This is a genomic window from bacterium, assembly GCA_016708025.1.
GTDB lineage: Bacteria > Zixibacteria > MSB-5A5 > GN15 > FEB-12 > FEB-12.
In genome coordinates this window covers 384,865-405,813 of the sequence record JADJGQ010000002.1, presented here as the reverse complement: position 1 = coordinate 405,813, position 20,949 = coordinate 384,865, and the positions used below count along the sequence as shown (strand labels likewise).

The window sequence follows — 20,949 nt, the reverse complement described above, 5'->3', positions numbered from 1 at the left end:
GTATTTTGTTGGAAAAGTGGGTTGGTTTCCGGGCAGTCATGTGTGCTGCCGCAGACCCAGCGTAGCGAAGCCGCAGAAGGGTTCAATTGCCGATGAGAACAGGTTTTCCGTATAGACTGTGGAAAGCTCGTTCGGGTAGGCTGAACACATGGGAAATGGGGACCTCCTCATCCTCGGGGAGACGAATTATCGGAACGTTCGGCGAAAGTTCGGGATGAAGCCGGACGACCGTCTTCGACCGACGTACATCGTGGGCAAAACCGGCATGGGAAAGTCTACCCTGCTCCTGAATTGCATCATTCAGGATATTCAGGCCGGTCGGGGTGTGGCGGTCATTGATCCTCATGGTGATCTGGTCGAGGAAGCGTTGGAGTATGTGCCAGCCAGCCGCATCAATGAGACTATCTACCTGAATCCTGCCGATACGGACTATCCGATTGGCTTCAACGTGCTCGCACACACGAGCCCGAAGTCTCGGCCGCTCGTTGCTTCGGGTCTGATCCAGGTATTCAAGAAAGTCTGGGCCAGTTCGTGGGGCCCCAGGCTCGAATACGTGCTGCGAAACTGCTTCCTCACGCTTCTAGAAAAGCCCGGGAATTCCTTGCTCGGCGTTTCGCGCCTTCTCACGGACGAGCGATTTCGGACGAAAGTAGTTGCAGGTGTCGTCGATCCGGTCTTGCGAACGTTTTGGACCTCGGAATTTGAGCAATACCCCAAAGTCTTCCGCACCGAGACGATTTCACCCATCCAAAACAAGGTTGGTCAGTTCCTGACGAATCCGATCACGCGCAATATTCTCGGGCAGACAAAGTCTAAACTGCGCCTGTCAGATGTGATGAGTGAAAGTCGAATCTTGCTAGTCAACCTAGCGAAAGGGAAGATCGGTGAAGATAACGCGTCGCTTCTGGGCGCGCTGCTCATAACACAACTGTATCTGGCCGCTCTCCAGCGGACCAATCGCTCACGACAGCAGCGTCGATCGTACTACCTTTACATTGACGAACTACAGTCGTTCGCAACTGAAGAGTTTCCGTCTATGCTTTCGGAAGCGCGAAAGTACGGCTTGAGCATGGCTGGCCTGGCCAACCAGTTCCTCTCGCAACTACCCGATAGCCTACGGGACGCAGTCCTGGGGAATGTCGGTACGCTGATTACTTTCGCTGTGGGGGCAGACGACGCCAAAGCGCTCGAAGCCGAATTCAGACAGGTGTTTTCTGCGGATGACCTCCTGAATCTCCCGAGGTTCCAGATCTACCTGAAACTGTCCATTGACGGCACCACGTCGTTGCCGTTCAGTGCAACCACGGTGATGCCGCCTGCACCGCGCCACGGCAACGCTGAACAAATAATCCGGCAGTCGCGAGAACGCTGTGGGACCCGCCGGGAATCACTGGAGCGTCGCATTGCTCGGTGGTACGCCGGGTAAGCTGTAGTGCCTGCGCTGTATCGTCTCCAAAAGGGTGGGAGGATTTTTCACCGAGCACAAAAAAGCGGAGCGGGGAAACATCCCCGCTCCGCTCAGTGCTAATGCTGCACTACCTCACCGCGCTTCGGCTCGGCACAGCCGAGCATAATCATGTGCTGTGCGATGACCTCAACCGTCCGGCGTCGCTCGCCGGACTCTGCTACCCGGTCAACTGAATGCAACCGGCCTTCGACGTAGATGCGGTCACTCTTGCGAAGGTACCGCATTGCAACTTGCGCCAGCGGCCCAAAACAAACCACTGTGTGGTAGTCAGACATTTGCTGGCCGGTAACTAGGCGACCAGGTATGCTTAGCTAGTTCAGGTCCATATGCATGAACCCTGTCTCGGGCGACTAGTGAGAACGGAATGACACTTCGTAGCTTGCCGTTTCCGCCCTCCTTAATAGGACAGAAAGGTGAGAAGGGTCGAGTCGAAGTGATGCGGTAGTGAACGAAGGGCAGTCGGCGTCAGGTGTGCTGCCCGTCAGGGTGAAGACATGTACGACTTTGGGTAGGTAGCTGAGACAAAGCGATACCCTCTATGGAACTACTTACATGCCGTATGATCTGGTCGCGGCTTGGAAAAGGGTAGAGTGAAGGCGTAAGTGTTTCGGGTGCAGGGCGTGAAGACTATGAGACTATACGGCACAACTGGTAATGCCAATTAGACAGGCGTCATCTCGATTCGCACTGCCGACCATTTCTGATTCAACGAGGCAACTGAGAATTGGAGGACTTATGCACGGAACCACTTTGGGTCTCCCGTCCGGTGCGTGAGCATCCATGCCAATACTCCTAACTGGAACCCGTCGGTGACCTACTAGTACGACTTAAACACCCGACTGACGCGGATCCAGCAAAGCAACCGACACATCACTAATATCTTCCGACGTTAAGTTGAAGTACTGTGTTGTTTCGTAGTTGACTTGGTGCGTGCGTTCGCATTATCCTATAGATGATGGTCCCAAAATTAGCAACCATCCAACAAGTCCTGACTTTCACATGAGAATCCGTACCGTCTCGACTATTGTAACAGTCACTTTGATTACCGCGGTAACCGCCGCAGTATCTATTTGGATTATAGACAAAGCACAGTGCACTTGGGATTCGTGGCGGCCCGCAACCTGCCAATCACAAGAATCAAATTGCTTCTGCGAACACATCAATACTTCGGGAGCAAAACAGCCTATTAACACGGCAACTGGCTTTGGTTTCGTGTGGGTTGGCATTCTAGTCGCCATTCGAGAGTGGCAAGTAAGAAAGTTAAGGATCGAACGAAGTAATGGTCCCCAATTATTTCGGGTATGCTTCGGCTTGGCTTATCCGATGTTTCTCATAATCGTAGGACTTGGGACAGCATTCTATCATGCATCGCTGACGTTTGTCGGGCAGTCATTCGATATAGGCGGAATGTACTTGATAGTCTTGTTGTTTCTTGCATATGGTCTCGCGCGCTTACAGAACTGGAGGACTGCGCAGGCAGTTGCACTTTTTGGGACTGCATGCATCTTTTTCCTGTCATGGGCCACCATATACCCAGGCGCTCGTAGGTATATATTCGCAGCCATGGTTGTTTCCATTCTGGTCTGCGAGTATGCATACCATAGTTTCCGACAGGCCAAGTTGAGGTATAGCCTGCTGCTTGCAGCTGTTATTGTGCTTGCAGGAGGCCATATTTTTTGGCAACTTGATTATCATGGAGTATTTTGTGATCCCTCGGGCTGGTATCAGGGCCACGCTTTGTGGCATGTCCTAGGGTCTGTTTCTGCCTATTTGGCATATCGGTTCTATCGTTCGGAGTTGGAAATAGAGACATAGTATTCGCCTTATTTTTGATAGTCGAGTTTCACACATCCACCTTTTGGGGAGGTTGCCGTAATGAAATGGGTAGTCGCATGTACGTTAGTGGTGTCGGTTGCAGTAAGTGTGTCGATCTTCTATTCGACTTTCTTTGATCATCGGTTCGAAACTACGGTGAGGCTTTGGGGGCACGCTCCTCAGCAGTATATTTTTAGCTTGCTCATTTTCCCCTTCGCTGCGTTTGCGGTGTTCACAGCACTTTATCTTCTAGTGTCTTCCGTCGGTCCACATTTACAGGAATTGTCCCTAGCTAAGCAGATGGTGGATAATTGGATAATCGTCGTATACCTGGTACTTATCCTTTCCTCAATTGTTGCTATTACGACTTACTTTTCGGTAGCAATGAGCCCCGATAAGTTAAAGCCCCAATTTGCGATAATGTATCTAGCGTCTGAGGAATCTCTCCGTGAGGAATTTGAGAGTCTGGAAAGTAAAAGAGTAGAAGAGTACAGGCGTCAGTGCATCGCTAACGCCAAGCAGACATGCGGAGAACTAGTGTTCCAATCGAGTGAACCGGTGAAACTCGAAAGTGATTTGGCCGCCCTGCCACCAGCTGTGCGCCTTCAAGTCCTTCAATCCCCGAAGTTGCAAAGAGAGCTGAGACTCTTAGAACCGCCGATGCAAGCATTGACTATGCTTCAGATGTTCATCACGTTATCAGTTGGGTTGCTTTGCTTGGCGACGATATTTGTAACCTGGTGCGCGGCTGAAAGCATTGGTTATAATGGTGCCAATTCTCCACAGATTAAGGTGGTTATCAATACGCTCTTTGTCTCTGTGATGGCATTTGCGGCATTTCCCCCTTTGTTACAGTCAGTTCCGCCATCAGGCCGAGTACCTAATTGGCTCAGGAAATTGGAATCTGTCTGACGTATTTGCAAGTGCCACCATAGTTGTAGCACTTGTATGTCTACGAATGCTCGATCCCTCAAATCGGACACTTTCCGCATTAACGATTGGGCGATTCGTTCCTATATTCGCCGTCGGTGCCAGTTCAATCTTGGTGGCAAGAGACTCGACACTTATGAGGCAATTAATCGGCAGCGATACAAGAACCGGCATCCAGATTATTTTGGGCTTGATGCTATTACTTGCTGGCGCAGCTGTTGTCTTCGCCCTGTGGCCAAAGAAATCGTTGTTCGAATGAGGATGGATTCCTCGAGAAATCAGGTCTCGGGGGGCGGCATACTCGTCAAATGCCAGAGTGCTGGACCTTCTCAGAAGCACACGAGTTGCTGGATGAGAGGTCTACCCACTTTTCCAATAGTAGTGACCTTTACCAAATCATAAAGGTGACGCTTCTTTCGAATACACGCATGCGAGAAAAGGTGCTGGTCTTCCCCCTTCAGATTGACCCAATAGGAGGCCCGACAATTAGGATTTTCGCTTCCTGTTGGAATATGGACCTGTAATGATACTGTCGCGCCGAAGAGCAGAATGGCGAAGTGTAAGGAGAGGTTGGAAGGTGTCTGAAGGTAACCAGGAAATAGATGTGGTTATGGCTCTCGTTGGGGGGTAGCGAGGTCCTGAAGCACCGGTAGGTAGGTGTTCGCCCAACGCTCAACTTCTAGGAGCCCAAGATATGCACAGTAACTGTCTGCAATGTCCCAAGGGTGGACACCAGGTATGTGCGGAAACCACATAGATATGGCTCGACGCTGCATTACCTCGGACCATGGAGCAAGTGAACCCATCCCGTCTTGATAATCCCAAATGTCTGGCAGTGGAATATTCGTTTGGAGAGGTAGCCACGCACGAATTGTAACAGAGGCAATTTCGGTGAAGATCGGTGTAGACTGCCTCTCGGATTTTGGCCAGAGGCTGACACGAAGTGCACTGGTATGAAATTGATCGCGATGCCATTGGCTTGGGTCAGCGCTAGCCACATCACACGTGTACACAGCAGTTCGGATTCGCCTATAATCTCCCCTACTCCATGCAATCCCATATTTGTTCCAAAGTCGGTCGGCAACTAAACGAATGGCAGGGAACGGGTGCCTTACATCAAAAATCACGTCCCAATCAGAGTCAATATCTGAATCCGAAAGTTCGTTAAGACATGCAGTGTATCGCATAAGCATAAAATCAAGCAATGTGATCTTATCTTGCTCTTCAATCTCGGTCGAAGTGATACGAAGCAGAGGTAGGTCCGCCTTCTTGCACAGCCGATTCTTGATAACGTCACGTTCTTCTGTTCTGGCATCAGATAAGTGATACGGACCATCAAATTCGACGGCGAAGACAGGGAAATTGCATTTGTATACGACAAAATCCAGACTCGCTTGTGTAAAATATCGGAACTCTTCGGTAGTAAGGTACTCGCCATCCTTCTTCTTCAAAACTCTCGGCAGATGTATTTGGGGATGAACCCGATATCCCTGCTTTGCCAGATTTCGCCAAAGAGAATTGCCCACCACCGATTCGCAACTGTTAACTATCGGGAGTTTCTGCATCGATAGCCTGCTATTTGATTCACAGTCCATATCGAAAAGGGCGAAGACATCTGAAACTCCCCTTTGCAACCCGCACAAACAACTCTGAATTTCCACCCGGATTGTCCTTCGTATGCTTGTGGAGGAAGGCACTATAGGTACCCTTCCCGAGGCCAGGACAGGCTTCCCGAAAATCTGCGGATGAAAACGGCTCGGCAAGTGAGCCATTCTTCACTGCCCTTACAATAGCAGCGTATATCCGATGAGCCATCAATCCTCCGAGCTTTGTTTCATATTTGCACTGGATCGCGGGCATTTGTCGCCGCCTTTACCGTCAAAAATCTCAAACCCGCACTCGAATCGGCTGTACTCGTGATCTACTTCTATTTCCATACCGTTGTACTCGCCCCACTCAGAATGTCCCTCGCGAACAATCAGAGGCGCTCCACAGTGAGGGCATACTAAATTGTAGTCAGAAATCTTCTGCAGTAAATTACTAGCCTTTAAGATCTGGTCTCTAAGTCCTGCGATTTGATTCTGCACTGCTTCAATTTCTGCCTCCTTAGCTTTCAGAGTTGTCTGAGCCGTCTGTTTGTCCTGGCGCATGAGCACAAGTTCATGTTCGTAAGTATGCAGTCGATCCGTTAGTTGTTTGGCAAGAGTGTCTGGAGAATGATCTTTGGCAATCGTCAATTGGCTTTGGAGGCTTGCCTTCTGCTCATTCAAAATGTCAATGTGGCGTTGCAGCATCCAGTAGGCAAAACCGGCAAGGACCAACATGCCCGCCACTATCGGTGGCCAGCCAGTCCAACCTGCGACTACATTGTAAAAATCCATTGCCAGAATCCGTCCTCATCTTCATCAGCAAACATGGTGCATGAGAATTTCGTTCCATCATCCATTGTGAGGTCACAACCAACTTTTAACAAAACTAAATTGGAAGAAGAAGGCAATATCTTGTGTCCATTTTGTGACTAGTTAGAATCCCAAATGACCCTAACGGAGCTTTGGACCTATTTGCATTGCTTCGGCGGAAGTTTTTGCCGCACAATGCAAATTGAAGAATTTGAAGCACTTTGCCCATGAGGTAGGTCGCATCCTAAGTCCAGCGCGTCTACCAATTCCGCCACTCTCGCAGTATACAGGGCAACAAGTTACAAGGAATACCGCGTTGTGGCAAGTATTTCCTGCACGCAAAACTGCGAGGCTCGGAGTCAGCCCTACTCAGCTTTGAGCGAGGCCATGTCGATCGAGAAGCGGTACTTCACGTCGGAGCGGAGCATCCGCTCGTATGCTTCGTTGATCTTCTGGATCGGTATCACTTCAACATCGGCAGTGATATTATGTTCGCCGCAGAAGTCGAGCATCTCCTGAGTCTCGGCGATACCGCCGATGAGCGACCCGGAGAAACTTCGGCGCTGCAAGATCAGCGGGAAAGCTGCAACCGCCAGCGGTTTTTCCGGAGCTCCAACCAGTGTCAGGTTGCCATCGCGACGGAGCAGGTTGAAATATCCGTTGAGATCATGATCGGCGGAGACGGTGTCGAGAATAAAGTCGAAACTGCCGGCATGCTTCTGCATTTCGTCGCTGTTGCGGGAGTTGACGACTTCGTTCGCCCCAAGTCGCAAGGCATCTTCGATCTTATTGCTCGAAGTCGTAAACACGACGACATGAGCGCCGAAGGCATGGGCAAGCTTGACACCCATATGACCGAGTCCACCCAGACCAACCACACCGACCTTTTTCCCCTTGGTGACGCCCCAATGACGCAACGGCGAGTAGGTGGTGATCCCGGCGCACAAGAGCGGCGCTGCTCCGGCAAGGTCAAGATTGGAGGGGACTCGCAGGACGAAGTGTTCATCGACTACGATGCTGTCGGAATAGCCGCCGTAAGTGACACCGCCGGAATGTTCATCCGGAGAATTGTAGGTACCGACCCAATGGCCGCAGTACTGCTCGAGTCCAGCCTGACAGGCCGGGCAGGTGCGGTCGGAACCGACCAGGCAGCCGACTGCGGCGATATCGCCAACTTTGAACTTGGTGATATGCGCGCCGATCTTGGTGACGCGCCCGACAATCTCATGACCGGGGACACAGGGATAAACGGTGCCGCCCCATTCATTGCGGGCCGTGTGAAGATCAGAGTGGCAGACGCCACAGAAGAGAATCTCGATCTGGATATCGTGGTCGGTTGGGGTGCGTCGTGGAATATTGGTGCGGACCAGATTGGAGGTCGCGCTGGCGGCAGCGTATGCCTTGGCGGTGGACATTCAGTTGTTACTCCCGGTTTACTTTTCTTTCTGGACAATATACACCATTTGAGTAAATGGTAATACGGGGAGTTTCTGTTTGTCCGAATTGTTCAGCATTCTACATTGGGTTGACCCTTATCACCACCTTGCCGCGGGCGTGGCCCGTCTCAACATAACGGAGTGCGTCCGGAATCTGTTCTAATGAGTACGTTTTATCGATGACCGGTTTGATTTTGCCGGATTCGGTGAGTTCGGCAAGGTAGGCCAGATCCTTTGTGTTTACGGAAGCCAACAGTGAGAGTATCCTCTTCCCACCCTTTTTCGAAAAGAATGTCTGAAGAATGACCAGCAATATGAAGTTAGAGAAAGCGCCGCCTATCAGAACGTACTTCCCCGCAGGTTTGAGAGCACGCAGCGGTTTGAGGATCGAACTGAAAGCGACATTATCCAGAATGAGATCGTACTTGCCGCTGCCTTTCCAGAATGTCTCTTTGGTGTAGTCGATGACTTCGTCGGCGCCGATCGATCGCATCAGTTCAGCGTTTTTTCCACTGCAGACCGCGGTAACATGTGCGCCGAATTGTTTGGCAATTTGGACGGCAAATGTCCCGACTCCCCCCGATGCTCCGTTGATCAGAACGTGCTGTCCCGGTTGGATCTGACCATGGTCGCGGAGAGCCTGCAATGCGGTGAGTCCGGCGACTGGAAGAGCGGCAGCCTGCTCGAAACTGACCGTCTCTGGCTTGAGTGCCAGTTTGGTCGCGCTGACACAGGCATACTCGGCGAAGCTCCCGATCGAGGAACCAAACAGACGGTCGCCGATCTTGAACTGCGTGACGTTGCTTCCGACAGATTCGACTATACCGGCGAGATCGGCGCCAAAGATCTGTCGTTTTGGTTTCAGCAGTCCGAATCCTGCCAGCCTGAGAAGAATTGGTGTGCCGCGAAGCACATGCCAGTCGATAGGATTGACTGAGTTGGCGGCGATCTTGAGGAGGACCTGATCTTCGGTCGGAACCGGAATGTCGACATCCTTGAATTCAAGAATATCCGGTGATCCGTATCTGGTGCGAACGATTGCCTTCATCTGATTCCTCCGCAATTTCGCTTTTTAGTCGCGCATCATGCCAGCCAGGAACTCTTCGATACACTGGACTACGGTTGGAGCATGGAGGAGTTGCATGTGTGGGATATCTTTGCGCACGATCGTCGCTTCGGTGAACTTCTTGCCGAGTACTTCTTTTTCGAGGTGAAGCTGCAGAACCATATCCAGCGGTTCCCACTCATCCTTCAAGAAGACAAATCTGACATATGGCAGGTGTTCAACTGCCAGACGGTACCAGTCAATGAATTGCTGATGTCCGCGCGCCGCAAAGGGGGCAACGATATCCGAGGCGTATCGCGAAAGCGGGGCAAGGTCGGTCTTGAATTTCTCCAGCACCTGAACCTGATACGAGCTTACCAATAGCCAGTCACCAAGACTCTGGAGACCTTTGCCCGCCGCTTGCAGCGATGCCAATAGCTCTGTGCCGGTATCACCTTTTAATTCCGAAAATATCCGGGAGTTTTTGCAGGTCTGCAAGCTGACATTCACTCCCAACAGCAGCTGCCCGGCAATCTCTTTACCCCATGCAGGATCATCGCTCAACATATGCAATAAATGATCGGATCCGGATGAAGCTCCCACCATCACAACGTCTTCCGCCTGTGTTTGTGGGATCACCTGGCGAAACATAGCGCGCAGCAGGATTGACTGATCTCTCAGCGACAGTGGAAAACGGTGTGGGGAGTCAGCGCCGAAGCCGTACAAAGTTGGTGCAATGGCGCGACAAGGGAGATGCGAGATCACATCGGCAACCGAACGCTGATCAAGCCCCATGCCATGCAGCACGACTGCCAGCGTGTCAGAAGGTGTGCCATTGTCCAGATAGGTCATGCGATCCCCGATCATCTGGGGAGAGCGATACTCCAGTTCGCGCACCAGTTCTGCGCTTAGCACAAAGTGACGCTCGGTCAAGTGAGAAGACTTACGCATGCTCACAAGGGGGGCTGGCTGTTCAGAGTGTCCGGATCTCAGCGAATCAAGCAGGTCTTCCAGCTCGATCCTGAGATCGGTGACTGTTTGGTATCGCCGCGCGGTATCTTTTCTCAGACATCGCAGGATCGCTTTCCCGAGGTCAGGCGGCAGATCATTGGTGCCGGAAGGAAACATGCGCGGCTCATCGCGCAGGATGCTTGATGCGATCTCGGCAGGAGTCGCACCCACGAATGGGTGGTCTCCCGAAGCCAATTCACAGAGCGTCACGCCGAGCGAGAAGATATCAGCGCGCTGGTCGACGGGGAGGCCACGCAATTGTTCAGGCGCCATATAGGCAAAAGTGCCGATCGGGTATCCAGCCTGCGTTAAATGGGTGATCGTTTTCTCAGTGGAATCAGTCGACTCCAACTGGTTGATCCCGGCCAGACCGAAATCCAGGAGAAAAACCCGTTGCGATCTGTCGACCATGATATTGCCGGGCTTGAGGTCGCGATGAATTACTCGGTTCGCATGGGCGGCTTCCAGTCCGCAACAGATCGAGATCATCAGGGTAAGCAGTTTGGATGAATCAAGTCTGTGCGCGCGGGCGAATGCGCCGAGCGTAAGACCATCCACGTACTGCATCGCCATGAAGGGCCGGTCGCCATGTTCGGAGACCTCGAAAACCTTGATGATATTGGGATGATCCAGCGATGCGAGGGTTCGGGCCTCGCGCAGGAAGCGACTCCGTGCCTCCGGCTCTCGATTCAGAGAGTTCAGGAGAAGTTTGAGTGCGACGAGACGATCGAGCGACCTATCCTGGGCCAGGTAAACCTCTCCCATACCACCATTCCCCAGATGCCGGACAATCGCGTAATGCGCAACCGTAGTACCGGGGGGGAGATGAGTTGATGTGTGGTCCGGTTGATTATCGTGTCCCATACTAATCCATGATTGGAGTCGGCTCAATATGCGGAGAGAGAACTGTTTTGGCAAGAAGACAGAATCGCGGCGTGACGTGAAAGGACGGGCGCTGTGGGGAGAACGAAACTGCCCCGCTCCCATCACCTACCAGGCAAATTTGAGGACAACATCGAAACCGCTGGCCTTGGGGCCGCCTTCCAATAACTGCAGGGCGAGGTTACGTGTCAGTTCGTACTCGAGCGTGACTATGACCGGGGTGACCTCATCCTCGGATGGATTACCCACTCCCCGCTGATAGCTCATGAAGAGATCGGTAGTCAGATATTTGCCCAGTGTGATAGTGGCGCCGGCAAGGCTGGAGGAGGCATCGATCTCGACCACATCCAGCGCCAGGCTTTTGCCCAGCGTTGAGGCGAGTTGTCCGGCGAGGACATTGGCGGCAACCCCCTTCGCCATGTCGCCGGATCCACCGCCGGTGCCCGAGGCGGTGACCTCATCCATACTCCGTCCAAAAACTACATAGGCCAGCGCGTCTCGTTCAGGGATCTCGGAGCCATCAAGCGAAAAAGCCACCAGTGGAGTGAATGCTTTGCCGGTGATGGTTGCGACCAGTGTATGTTTCTCCCGTTCAGGCGAGCGGAAGACATACTGTGCGATCAGATTGAGGTCCGGATTGTATTCCGCGCCACCGGTGAACGTGAGGGTCCCTTCGCGGATCACAAATTCTTTTCCATACATGGTGTATTTGCCGCGGACTACGGTGATCGGACCAAACAGCTCGAACTCATCCGGACTCTCTTTGACCATGCGGATATCGCCGGAAATCTCAATGTTCATCTCCGGACTTTTCAACCAGGTATTCCGCGGGATATTCAGGGTGAGTGCGCCACGCAGGTTGCGATAGTAATCAAGCGACTCCACCGCGGAGACTTCCGCACTGTCAACAACCTGGTTCGAGGAATCGCGAGTAGTGCTGTCCGGATAGAGAGCGGAGATCAGCATCGGCGGGCTATCCAGTGTCCCCCCGGATTTAGTCGCCATCTCCGTGAGGAAGGGGACATAAAACTTGGAGCGGTCGATAGTGATCTCTCCGGAGAATTTCGGTTCCGCGGTACTTCCCTGCAGGGCGGAGTTGCCGGATATCTGGATCTCAAAATTGCTGTGTCTGGCCAGAAAGATCTTGTCGGCCACCAGATCAAAATCCGTACTGCGGAGCGCGCCCGACATAAGGTCACTTTCAAACTCAAGATGGCCGGTTGCGCGCATGAATCCCTTCCCACGTGCCACTATCAGACTGTCCAGGATGACCCTATTGTCGTTGAAAGAGACGGCGAGTGCGAGGTTATCGTATTCAACGCCGACATCCTCAATCGCAAGACCGGCGTTCTGAATCGAAAGTTTGCCTGCCATATCCGGTTTATTCCAGGTTCCACCAACGGTGATATCAGCATCGATCACGCCGCCCGTAACCGTCATCTCGGTGGTCATCCCGCCGAGAATGGAGAATGGAAGCTGGCTGGCTGTAAGTTTCATCTCCATCGGGCGGTCTGGAAGGATCAGATCTGCGCTGTCGGTAAGCGACAGATGGAGCGGGAAAAATCCGCTGGTGGCTAATTCGCCGGTTGTGCCCGGGTCGAGGAGTCCGTTCCAGTGGAAACTATCATTCGCATGCTGGTAATCCAGCGCCAGTGAATCGAAGAAGAATTTCTGCACAAGACCTTCGGAGAGAACGGTTCGTCCGGTCAGAGTGGGCTGCGCCGCAGTGCCGGTCACGTGAAGATTGCCGGAGAGATGACCGGCCAGGGGGTATGGAATTTCCATCAGAGAGGCGATTGGGGCAAGATCAATCTTCTCATAGCTTATCTTGAGGTCCTCTGACGCAGCGAGACTGAAGAGGCCATCCAACACAATCCGCTGAATATTGCCAGCACTATCCGGCTGACTAGCGAGTGAAAGATTGCTGATGCGATAGGAATCTTCGAGCAGACTGACTCTGGTATCGCCTGAACCACCACTCCACTGCTGGTTTAAATACTTAACTGCCAATTTCTGAATAACGACCGTGAGGATCGAGTCCTCAGGGAGATCGAATTCGCCGTCAACAGCCAGCCCATCAGGAGTGATCAGGTGCAGTTTGCTGCTTATCAGGCCGTCGGAGAAGATTGCCTCGGCACGCACCGAATCCACCGGATATCCCGCGGAGACCACCTGCTCGGAGCGGAGGGTTGCGTTCCCCCGGAGGGTAGAATCGACAAGGCTGAGATCAAATTCGCAGGCGAGTGAATCTATGCTGGTGATCTGATACCAGAGTTTTCCTCCGGTTGCAGAACCGACAACAGTCAGGGAATCGAGGCTACCAGCGACAGTCCCGTGCGCGCTGAGGTGTCCTCCCAGGCTGTCGGTCCCGGCGAATGCGTGGTAGCGGGAGAGATCAGCTACTGTCAGGGCGAAGTCGAGTTTCCCTTCTCGGGCGGCACTGATCTCTCCTCCTGCATTCACGGTCGCGAGAGCGGAGTTTAGCCAGAGAGTGTCAATAGAGATCTGGTTCGGCTCAAATCGAAGAGCCGCGGAACCCTCCTGCAGTTCGACTTCAAACATACTGCTTCTGCTGATATCAAGGGCAAGAGAGCCGGTGGCGGTTGCCGTGTCGAATCCCTGCCCATTCAGACGGAGCGTCAGATTGATATCCGAATTAAGTGAATCACTATTCAGTAGCGGAGCCAGGTTCAGGGAAGAAATGGCGGCTTCCAGATGATACGCTTGCGTGTTGAAGATATCTGCCACCAGACTATCGAGGCTGATCTTTCCGAAATCCGACGCAACCATTGCGGTGCCTGAGAGTATTCCCCGATCGAGATGCATTTCGGCGGAGGCAGTATCCACTCTCCGTTCCATGACCGTACATTGGCCAAGATCGGCAGTGAGGTCGACTGTCATTTTTTCGGGCAATGTGCCCTGGCCGTTGAGATCAAATATGCCATTGATCTGGTAAAGGAAGGTCGAATCACCGGTCCAGCGCGCAATGTCGATATTGCGCAGTTCTCCCTCCACGCGATAGCCGATTGAATCGAGAGTCTCTTCACTCAGCAGGTAGCTGACCGGCCAGGCGGAGATAGCGAGGTCGACCACTTCCGGACCATCCGATATTGTGATCCCGCTGTAGAGGCTATCTTTGACCAGACGCGATGTCAGCGCGATCTGGGGAGCAACCGCAATGCTGATCTCCGGAAAGATCTCGGCAAACTCCGTGAAATCAAATCTCTGGCTGGAGACGGTACCGGAAGCGGTGATCGAGTCGCTTGGTGCGTAGTTGGCAGTTGCGCCCGCACGATTCCGTTTCGTTTCAATGATCAAATTGCTGATAGTCAGAATGTCGTTCTTCTGACTGGCATCAAACGCGAGTCGTTCGAGCCTGAGGAGTGGATCGTTCAATTGGACCTGCAGTTCCTGTACCGAGAGTTGCGCGGCAGTGTCGGCATAGGACCCGGAGAACTGCACCAGGATATCTCCAAGGCTCAGATGCAAAGAAGTATCGAGCGCAACAATTTCCGCGGCGGTATTTCGAAGCATGAATTCATTCAGCAACAGGGTGAACCCGAATGGTTCATCGCTCGCAGTCAAATCCGCTTCGACGGATGAATCAGGTTTCATCAGTCCATCAAGATTCCAGCTACTGTCGGCATATTGTCTGACGGAGAGCGTTACTGAGTCAATAATGACCGAGTCGATCATGATCTGTTGATCCAGTATCGGCGAGAGCTGATAGCCAAGCTTGATGCGCTGAATGCCGCAGATCGTATCCTGTTGTCGTACTATCGTGATATCAGTCAGTTCAAGATCTCCGAAGAGAGAACCGGAGATCCCGCCAACGGTCAATTCACCGTTGAGCGTCGAGTTTACTTTGTCGACACCCAGGCCAAGCAGATAGCGCTTAACCATATCGGTCTGTAACAGGAGCAAAAGGAGAACCACGAGCAAGATGAAGCTGCCCAGTGAATAGGTCAGCAGTTTGGCAATTTTCTTGAGGTTAAGCGCCATTAGAATGCCTGCCCCACACTGATGTGAACCTGAGTGGTCTTGTCGACATCCGAGACTGGGGTGGCGACATCGAGTCGAATCGGGCCGATCGGAGTTGTCACCCGTATGCCGAGCCCGGCAGAATAGCGAAGGTCGCCGAGAGGGAAATCGAAGGAGTTGAGCCAGACATTGCCAAAATCAACAAACGCGGCTCCGGTCAGCAGACCGAGGATTGGAAACCGGAGTTCTACATTCGACTCAAAGAGTGAACGTCCGCCGACCGGGTCACCATCGATAGTCGGACCCAACTCTTGTCTCCCCCAGCCGCGCACAGAGCTACTTCCACCAGAGAAGAGGCGTTCTTCGAGTGGGATGATATCTTCGGTGGAGAATTCTTTCGCTCCACCGATCTTGGCGCGCAGGGCAAGCGTAAAGGGGGAAAGTCGGCGATAATGGCGCGCTTCACTCACTATTTTCCAGAAATGAAAGTCCGATCCAAAGCCGAGTCCGCTAAGGGTGACATTGGTGGCAATGAAGAATCCGCGTGTCGGAGAAAAGAGCGGCCGCGAATTGTCGAACTGTCCTCCCAGGGCAATGGTCGATTTGGTGTACTCGTCAATGGCAGCGCCCTCGTACAATTCAACCTGTGACGTTGAAAGCTCGTTGAGTTTCACACTCTCATAGGTGTAGGTTGCGGCACCGCTGAGTTGCTCAGTGAACGCATGGCTGAGTTGGATGTCACCACCGATCCGGCGGACATCATATGCCTTTTCATCCTGTCGCCAAACGAATGGGCTGAGAGTGAGCGTGGTGCGCGGATGGAGAAAGGCCGGCTGGATCAGGCTGAGCCGGATATTGTACGGCTCTATTCCCGAATGCTTGACATACAGTCGCAGGGTACGTGCGCCGCCGAAAAATCCGTATTTGCGGATATCGCCAAATGTACGGAACTCTTCTTCGCGCCCATAACCGGCTCCAAGCTTGAGTTTGTATTTGGCACCCTCACGGACCGAGACGGTAACCGGGATCGTGTGTATGGCAGAATCAGACAGATTCGGGTGTACCGTGGCCACCTGGAACATGCCAAGGGCGTACACCTGCTTCTGTGTCCGCAGGACAAGTCGACGGTCGTACCGCTGTCCGGTTTGGAAAGCAAGCACCCGGGCGATCTCGCGGTCCTGGAATCGTTCATTGCCGACGATTTCGGTCTCTCCGAACGTCGCGAGCGAGCCCGCCGAGATCCGCCAGGTGACGGCGACCCGAGCTGCGACCGTGTCGACCCGAAGGCTCTGTTCGATCCGTGCGTGCGGGTAGCCCTGGTTTGACATCAACAGGATCAGCGAATCACGATCGATAATCAGCGATGAATCGCGAAAGCGGCTGCCAACATGCAGTATGAATTCATCGCGAGCACGCTTGATATGCCAGGCGAGCATAGATCGCTCGCTTTCGTCAACACCACTGATCTCGTAGCCGATGCTGTCGATCAGCATCGGTTGTCCCTCGACGACGACAATGCGAAGCTGCACTTCATCTTTGCGAGCGTCAAACTTGATGACCTCGGGGGGGGCGATCCTGACCAGCGCATACCCTTCCTGCTGATAGAATCTCTGGACATTGGCGATTCCCAGGGCAAACTGGTCTTCATCGTATAGGTAGTCCCCCTCTTCGCCAAAGATGCCGGAGACACCGGAAGAGGAGGCCGATTTGAGGATGGTTCGCAGTGCGCCATCGGAGAAGGTATCGTTTCCACTAAAGTCGATCTTAGTGACGCGGGCGCCGGACTGAGCTATTGTGGTGAGCGGAAGAGTGACTGCTAAGAGAAAAAGCAGGATCGCCAGGTAAGCAGGCGAACCCGGGTGTGGTCGGTTGAGTGGAGTCCCCTTTGACATAGTGAGTTTACCCGGCTGGTAATTTCCGGGTTTTAGAGTCACCCTTGTGATCGAGTGGAGTCAGAAACCGCCTCAGCCTTTGGGCGGAATTCCGGTTTCAGCAGTTTTTCCAGTCGCGCCAGGGGGATTGAGACCACCTGCTCGCCGGCGGCATAGGGGGCGACAGCGTATGGTTCAAAAAAGATCACCAGGTCGCGGGGGGCGAGCATAAACCGGGAGAAATTGGCCAGATCCGGTTCCGTGCCGACCTCCAGCATCTCGTCAACCAACATCTCCCCCAGTGTCTGGCGGAGTTCCGCCCGGGAATAGACGGAGAGGCTCTCCGCTACTTTCGCCCGCCGTTCGAACAGATCGGTAAGCAGAAGCAGGTTTCGGGTAGCGAGGTTGAAATTGAGGGTGGTCACTGTAGTCATACCGTGAGCGCCGCCCGTAAACTGGTACGAATCAAACTTGAAGCAGACAATACTTGGCGGATAAACGGAAGAGCTGTAATTGATATCCAGTTCGGACGGCCAGGTCTGGTCGGTCAGGCTGTCGGGGGCCAGGGCAACAAAGCTGTCGATCTGGGTTTTGACGAACTGCTCGATCAAAGTATCGACAATCGGTTCGCCGGTGCGGGGAAACCGGGCGGAATAGCGATAAGCGGCGGTGGAATCGCTGATAGCAGCCGGCTCCTCGAGAGGAAGCAGACCGAGGGTGTCGCCTGCCTGGGAGGTGGTCTCCTCCTCCGGCGGGGGGAGCTGGGCGGATTCCTTTTCTTTGGCGCAGGACAGGGTAAGGATGATCAAAACGCCGGCAAGGAATGGCTTTCGCAAAATGAACGCTCCAGTTAGATCGTGCCCGATAAGGTGTGCAGATTCGTCTGACACTCATTCTAGAGTGCAAAGATGCAGTGGAAGTTTCCGTGACGCAAGCAAATCGGCAGGTTAGTCCATTTCCCGCGAAAACTGACGTCTGGGCAGCAAAAGGGACCGGGCGCAAGCCCGGTCCTGAAGCAATAACGGTCTCTAGAGCTACTGTCCGGAACCACTCGGCAGAGGCAATGACTCGACCGGGCAATCCGGCAACGTCGGTGCAGGCGTGACGGTCAGATAGGCGATGAGGTAGGACAGATCGGAGAGATCGACCAGATCATGCGTATTGATATTTGCTTCGGCAAAACAGGGGAGTTCGGGCCGGGGTGTCATGGTCAGATAGGCAATGAGCAGCGAGAGATCAGAGAGCGTGACGATATTTTGACCATCGACATTGCCGGTGGTACCGACGCAGCAGGTAGGTCCGCTTACTCGGTAAGTGACCGGAATGAGGATCAGACCATGGCTATTGTCGTAACTCGAGATCGTAATGGTGTCGCGGTAGATACCTCGGGGAAGGATCGCATTTGGTGCGATCAGGATCGTATCGGGACTGGCAGCCCCATTCTTCTTACTGAGGGTCAGCCACCATTTTGTGTGATCGGCTTGCCAGTCAAATGGGACCTGTGCTGCATTGGTCAAGACTATCTGTTGGCCCGGAGGAACTAAGCTGTCAGCGGTGAAGTAGAGTGAATCCAGAGAGGTCGTTAGCTGGGACCTCTTCTGCAAAAGCAGTTTTAGGTCGGTTATTGATTGCAGCCTATCCTCTCCCTGGCCGACTCCCCATTTGACGATCACTTGCTGGCTGTCGCCTGGCGCCATGCTGATCGGCCCGATCGAGCCCATAATGCGCCGATCGGCGGGATTAACGTCCAGGTCGCCGGTCATCGAAATCGGGTCACCGGGGACCATGAACTTGGAGCCATTGGGCAATGGAGAACCATCGCTATTCAGTCCGCGCATATAGTTGTACGATTCGGTGGAGGAATTCGGATCTATACCGTTGTAATAGCGCACAAAGGCGGTTACATCCATATTGCGATAATTGGGAACGGCCCGTCCAAATGAGACGGCAATATCTCCAGGTGAAGGAACGATCGGCCCTTGAAGGACAGTGAAGCCAACTGCCGGGCATCGCACACCGTAAACTGCGTCCGAATAGTCGCCATTGTAGGTGTAGTAGACGTGGTTGATAGTATCGCAAGCTGTCAGATCATCGGAGGAGGTTCCGAGATCCGGGTCACCCCAGATCGAGATATACATATCCTGGATATCTCGCCCCCCCTTGTTGAAGAGGTCATACTTTACATAGAGGGCATTTCCGTCGCCGCCAGCTGTCTGAAAAGTCGGTACCGTGGCGGTAAAGGCAAAGGAATCCACCGCGACAAAACCTTCTGAGGCAAGGATCTGAAAGACCGTGCCGGTTTCAGGCATGTCAGCTACAAAGGGTGGTGCTTCTCCTCCGTTCCAGGCGACAAAAACGAGGCGAGCAAGAATTTCGGCGGCGGCGCCTCTATCATAGTCTCCACCTCCCTGAACTGCTGCAACAGCCGTATTATACCCCTGTTCACCCGGCTGAGGATCTGATGGACGGTAGAGATAAACCCAGTCGGTGAACGGATCATTGTCAGCGCCAGAAACAGAGTGCTCGTTTCCCGCTCCGTAGGCAGATAAATTGAAGGTCCCGTCATCACCGTTTTCCAGTAGCAGAGGTATGAGGCGGACATCGTCGCTCGGATCAGCGGGCGTATCCTTCCCAATATCCCAAACTTCAAATGGAACGGGGATCAAGCTATCTTCAGAAGATCCGAAGTCGGCCTCTCTGATTCCATAATTGCCTGCGCCAGTGAAGCGGAATTCGTAATCCCCCTTCAGAATCTCAGGCCAATTGGTTCCATCGCGCGTGGTACGGGATAAGAATGCTTCGTAGGAACCTCGCGTTCCGCCGCCGGAACTCCCGCCGTTATCGGCAGTATGAATGAGCCAGCGTTGGCCGGTGGTCTGTTGTGCCGAGGTAGGAGCTCCATCTCCCGGCGTCGGAAATCCTTGAAAATTTGCAGCAGCAGGCTCTGGAGGGTCGATTGGACCTGCCGCATTAGCGACTGCCTGAAATGAGGAGAATCGAATCCCCAGAGCTTTCACCTGAATCCGCAGACCGTCCACCACCGGGGAACTAGCATCACCGGTGAAGTTGTATTGATAATCGAGGACTGTCGCACCGATGGTGCGGTCGATCAGTCGCCAATAGGCGCTGTCGGCAGTGATAGGGACAACCTCGACCAAATAATCATGGCCGGTGATCGCATGAGGGTTCGCGACCACTGCCTCGACCACTTCCGAGCCTGCGTCAAGGGCTGACACTGGATAGTAGTTCGGAAAGAACAGCGTGTCATCGCCGGACTTGCCGTATCCCCAGACGGTCTGGTGAACTTCTATGCCCAGTGGTGGCAAAGTGCCGGCACGGTTGTCCCAGACGCTTTCAGTACTTGATTCATTGTAAGCGGCATAGAGGGTTTGCCTTCCCAGCAACAGAGGCTTGCCGTTTGCATCAAGAGGAGCACCCTGATCGACCGGCCAATGAATATAGTCATAATTCGGATTACTCTCCATACTGTCTGCATAAAGCTTGTAGACGCGATTGTCCGGGTTGTACCGGCCATTCGGATCAAACGATGTGCCAAGCATCGGTCCCGGATAATACTCGCTACTATAGATCGCGACCGCACCACGCAATTCACCGTTGGTTTTGCCGAACATCCAGAGCCCGGCGCTATACATCACGGATTTGGTGTTGGTGCCGTTCACTATGTCGGCCGTGGTAGTGTAGGGATAGAAGAAGCCGTAATCATGGCCGAAAACGCCGGCAAGATCCCTGAACATCATCCCCTGATTGGTGACAAACGCAAAGATATTGTTGGAATTGACGAAGGCCTCGTAATCTAGTCTGTTCGTTTCTGCAGCCGACGGAACAGTTAGCCTGCCGAGCGGTGGAAGCGCCATGACCTGCGAGACCAGCAGAAATATGACTATGACCGCACATATCTTAAGTGAATTCATTGTAAACCCCATCGGAAAACGTGTAAGAACATCCGGAAGACTCCCATTCTTCAATAATATATCTGCTGGACCACGTTTCACCAAGGTGGAAATATGGAAACACCGGCCAGACGACGGCAGAATATACTCCTCATAGATTATCACCAACCTATCTGATTGCGGTACATTCGGTTCCTCAA

At 53.1% G+C, this 20,949-nt stretch carries 13 protein-coding genes; 3 read left to right on the top strand and 10 right to left on the bottom strand.

The features are described from left to right. Positions 1 to 214 precede the first annotated feature (214 nt). Complete coding sequence (locus tag IPH75_07995) at positions 215 to 1,426, top strand: hypothetical protein (GenBank protein ID MBK7142005.1); 1,212 nt, start codon at positions 215 to 217, stop codon at positions 1,424 to 1,426. A gap of 98 nt (positions 1,427 to 1,524) precedes the next feature. Here the strand turns inward: IPH75_07995 and IPH75_07990 are convergent, their stop codons facing one another. Beyond that, positions 1,525 to 1,743 carry a single-stranded DNA-binding protein gene (locus tag IPH75_07990; GenBank protein ID MBK7142004.1) on the bottom strand — a complete coding sequence of 73 codons (219 nt, stop codon included), beginning with the start codon at positions 1,741 to 1,743 and terminating at the stop codon, positions 1,525 to 1,527. A gap of 724 nt (positions 1,744 to 2,467) precedes the next feature. Here IPH75_07990 and IPH75_07985 point away from each other — a divergent pair. Then, positions 2,468 to 3,283, top strand: a complete 816-nt coding sequence (locus tag IPH75_07985; GenBank protein MBK7142003.1) for a ceramidase domain-containing protein — start codon at positions 2,468 to 2,470, stop codon at positions 3,281 to 3,283. A 60-nt stretch (positions 3,284 to 3,343) separates the two neighbouring features. Beyond that, positions 3,344 to 4,195: a hypothetical protein gene (locus IPH75_07980; protein ID MBK7142002.1), complete on the top strand. Its 852-nt coding sequence runs from the start codon at positions 3,344 to 3,346 to the stop codon at positions 4,193 to 4,195. A gap of 626 nt (positions 4,196 to 4,821) precedes the next feature. Here IPH75_07980 and IPH75_07975 read toward each other — a convergent pair. The 9 genes from IPH75_07975 to IPH75_07935 form a co-directional block, all read right to left on the bottom strand. Continuing rightward, positions 4,822 to 5,778, bottom strand: a complete 957-nt coding sequence (locus IPH75_07975) for a DUF2726 domain-containing protein (GenBank protein ID MBK7142001.1) — start codon at positions 5,776 to 5,778, stop codon at positions 4,822 to 4,824. Between the two features lie 249 nt (positions 5,779 to 6,027). After that, positions 6,028 to 6,594, bottom strand: coding sequence for a hypothetical protein (locus IPH75_07970; GenBank protein MBK7142000.1), 567 nt, complete (start codon positions 6,592 to 6,594; stop codon positions 6,028 to 6,030). Between the two features lie 383 nt (positions 6,595 to 6,977). Continuing rightward, positions 6,978 to 8,027, bottom strand: a complete 1,050-nt coding sequence (locus IPH75_07965; GenBank protein ID MBK7141999.1) for an NAD(P)-dependent alcohol dehydrogenase — start codon at positions 8,025 to 8,027, stop codon at positions 6,978 to 6,980. A 100-nt stretch (positions 8,028 to 8,127) separates the two neighbouring features. Next, on the bottom strand, positions 8,128 to 9,096 hold the full coding sequence (locus IPH75_07960; GenBank protein ID MBK7141998.1) for an NAD(P)-dependent alcohol dehydrogenase: 969 nt from the start codon (positions 9,094 to 9,096) through the stop codon (positions 8,128 to 8,130). 24 nt (positions 9,097 to 9,120) lie between these two features. Then, entirely contained in the window at positions 9,121 to 10,968 is a 1,848-nt protein-coding gene (locus IPH75_07955; protein ID MBK7141997.1) for a serine/threonine protein kinase, read from the bottom strand. Positions 10,969 to 11,094: 126 nt separating this feature from the next. Next, positions 11,095 to 14,988, bottom strand: coding sequence for a translocation/assembly module TamB domain-containing protein (locus tag IPH75_07950; GenBank protein MBK7141996.1), 3,894 nt, complete (start codon positions 14,986 to 14,988; stop codon positions 11,095 to 11,097). Then, the gene (locus tag IPH75_07945) at positions 14,988 to 16,859 is read right to left on the bottom strand and encodes a BamA/TamA family outer membrane protein (GenBank protein MBK7141995.1); all 1,872 of its coding nucleotides are present in this window, start codon (positions 16,857 to 16,859) and stop codon (positions 14,988 to 14,990) included. The genes IPH75_07950 and IPH75_07945 overlap by 1 nt, the downstream gene beginning before the upstream one ends. Before the next feature lie 38 nt (positions 16,860 to 16,897). Further along, complete coding sequence (locus tag IPH75_07940) at positions 16,898 to 17,674, bottom strand: DUF3298 domain-containing protein (protein ID MBK7141994.1); 777 nt, start codon at positions 17,672 to 17,674, stop codon at positions 16,898 to 16,900. A gap of 198 nt (positions 17,675 to 17,872) precedes the next feature. Then, positions 17,873 to 20,770, bottom strand: coding sequence for a hypothetical protein (locus tag IPH75_07935; protein MBK7141993.1), 2,898 nt, complete (start codon positions 20,768 to 20,770; stop codon positions 17,873 to 17,875). Between the last annotated feature and the right edge of the window lie 179 nt (positions 20,771 to 20,949).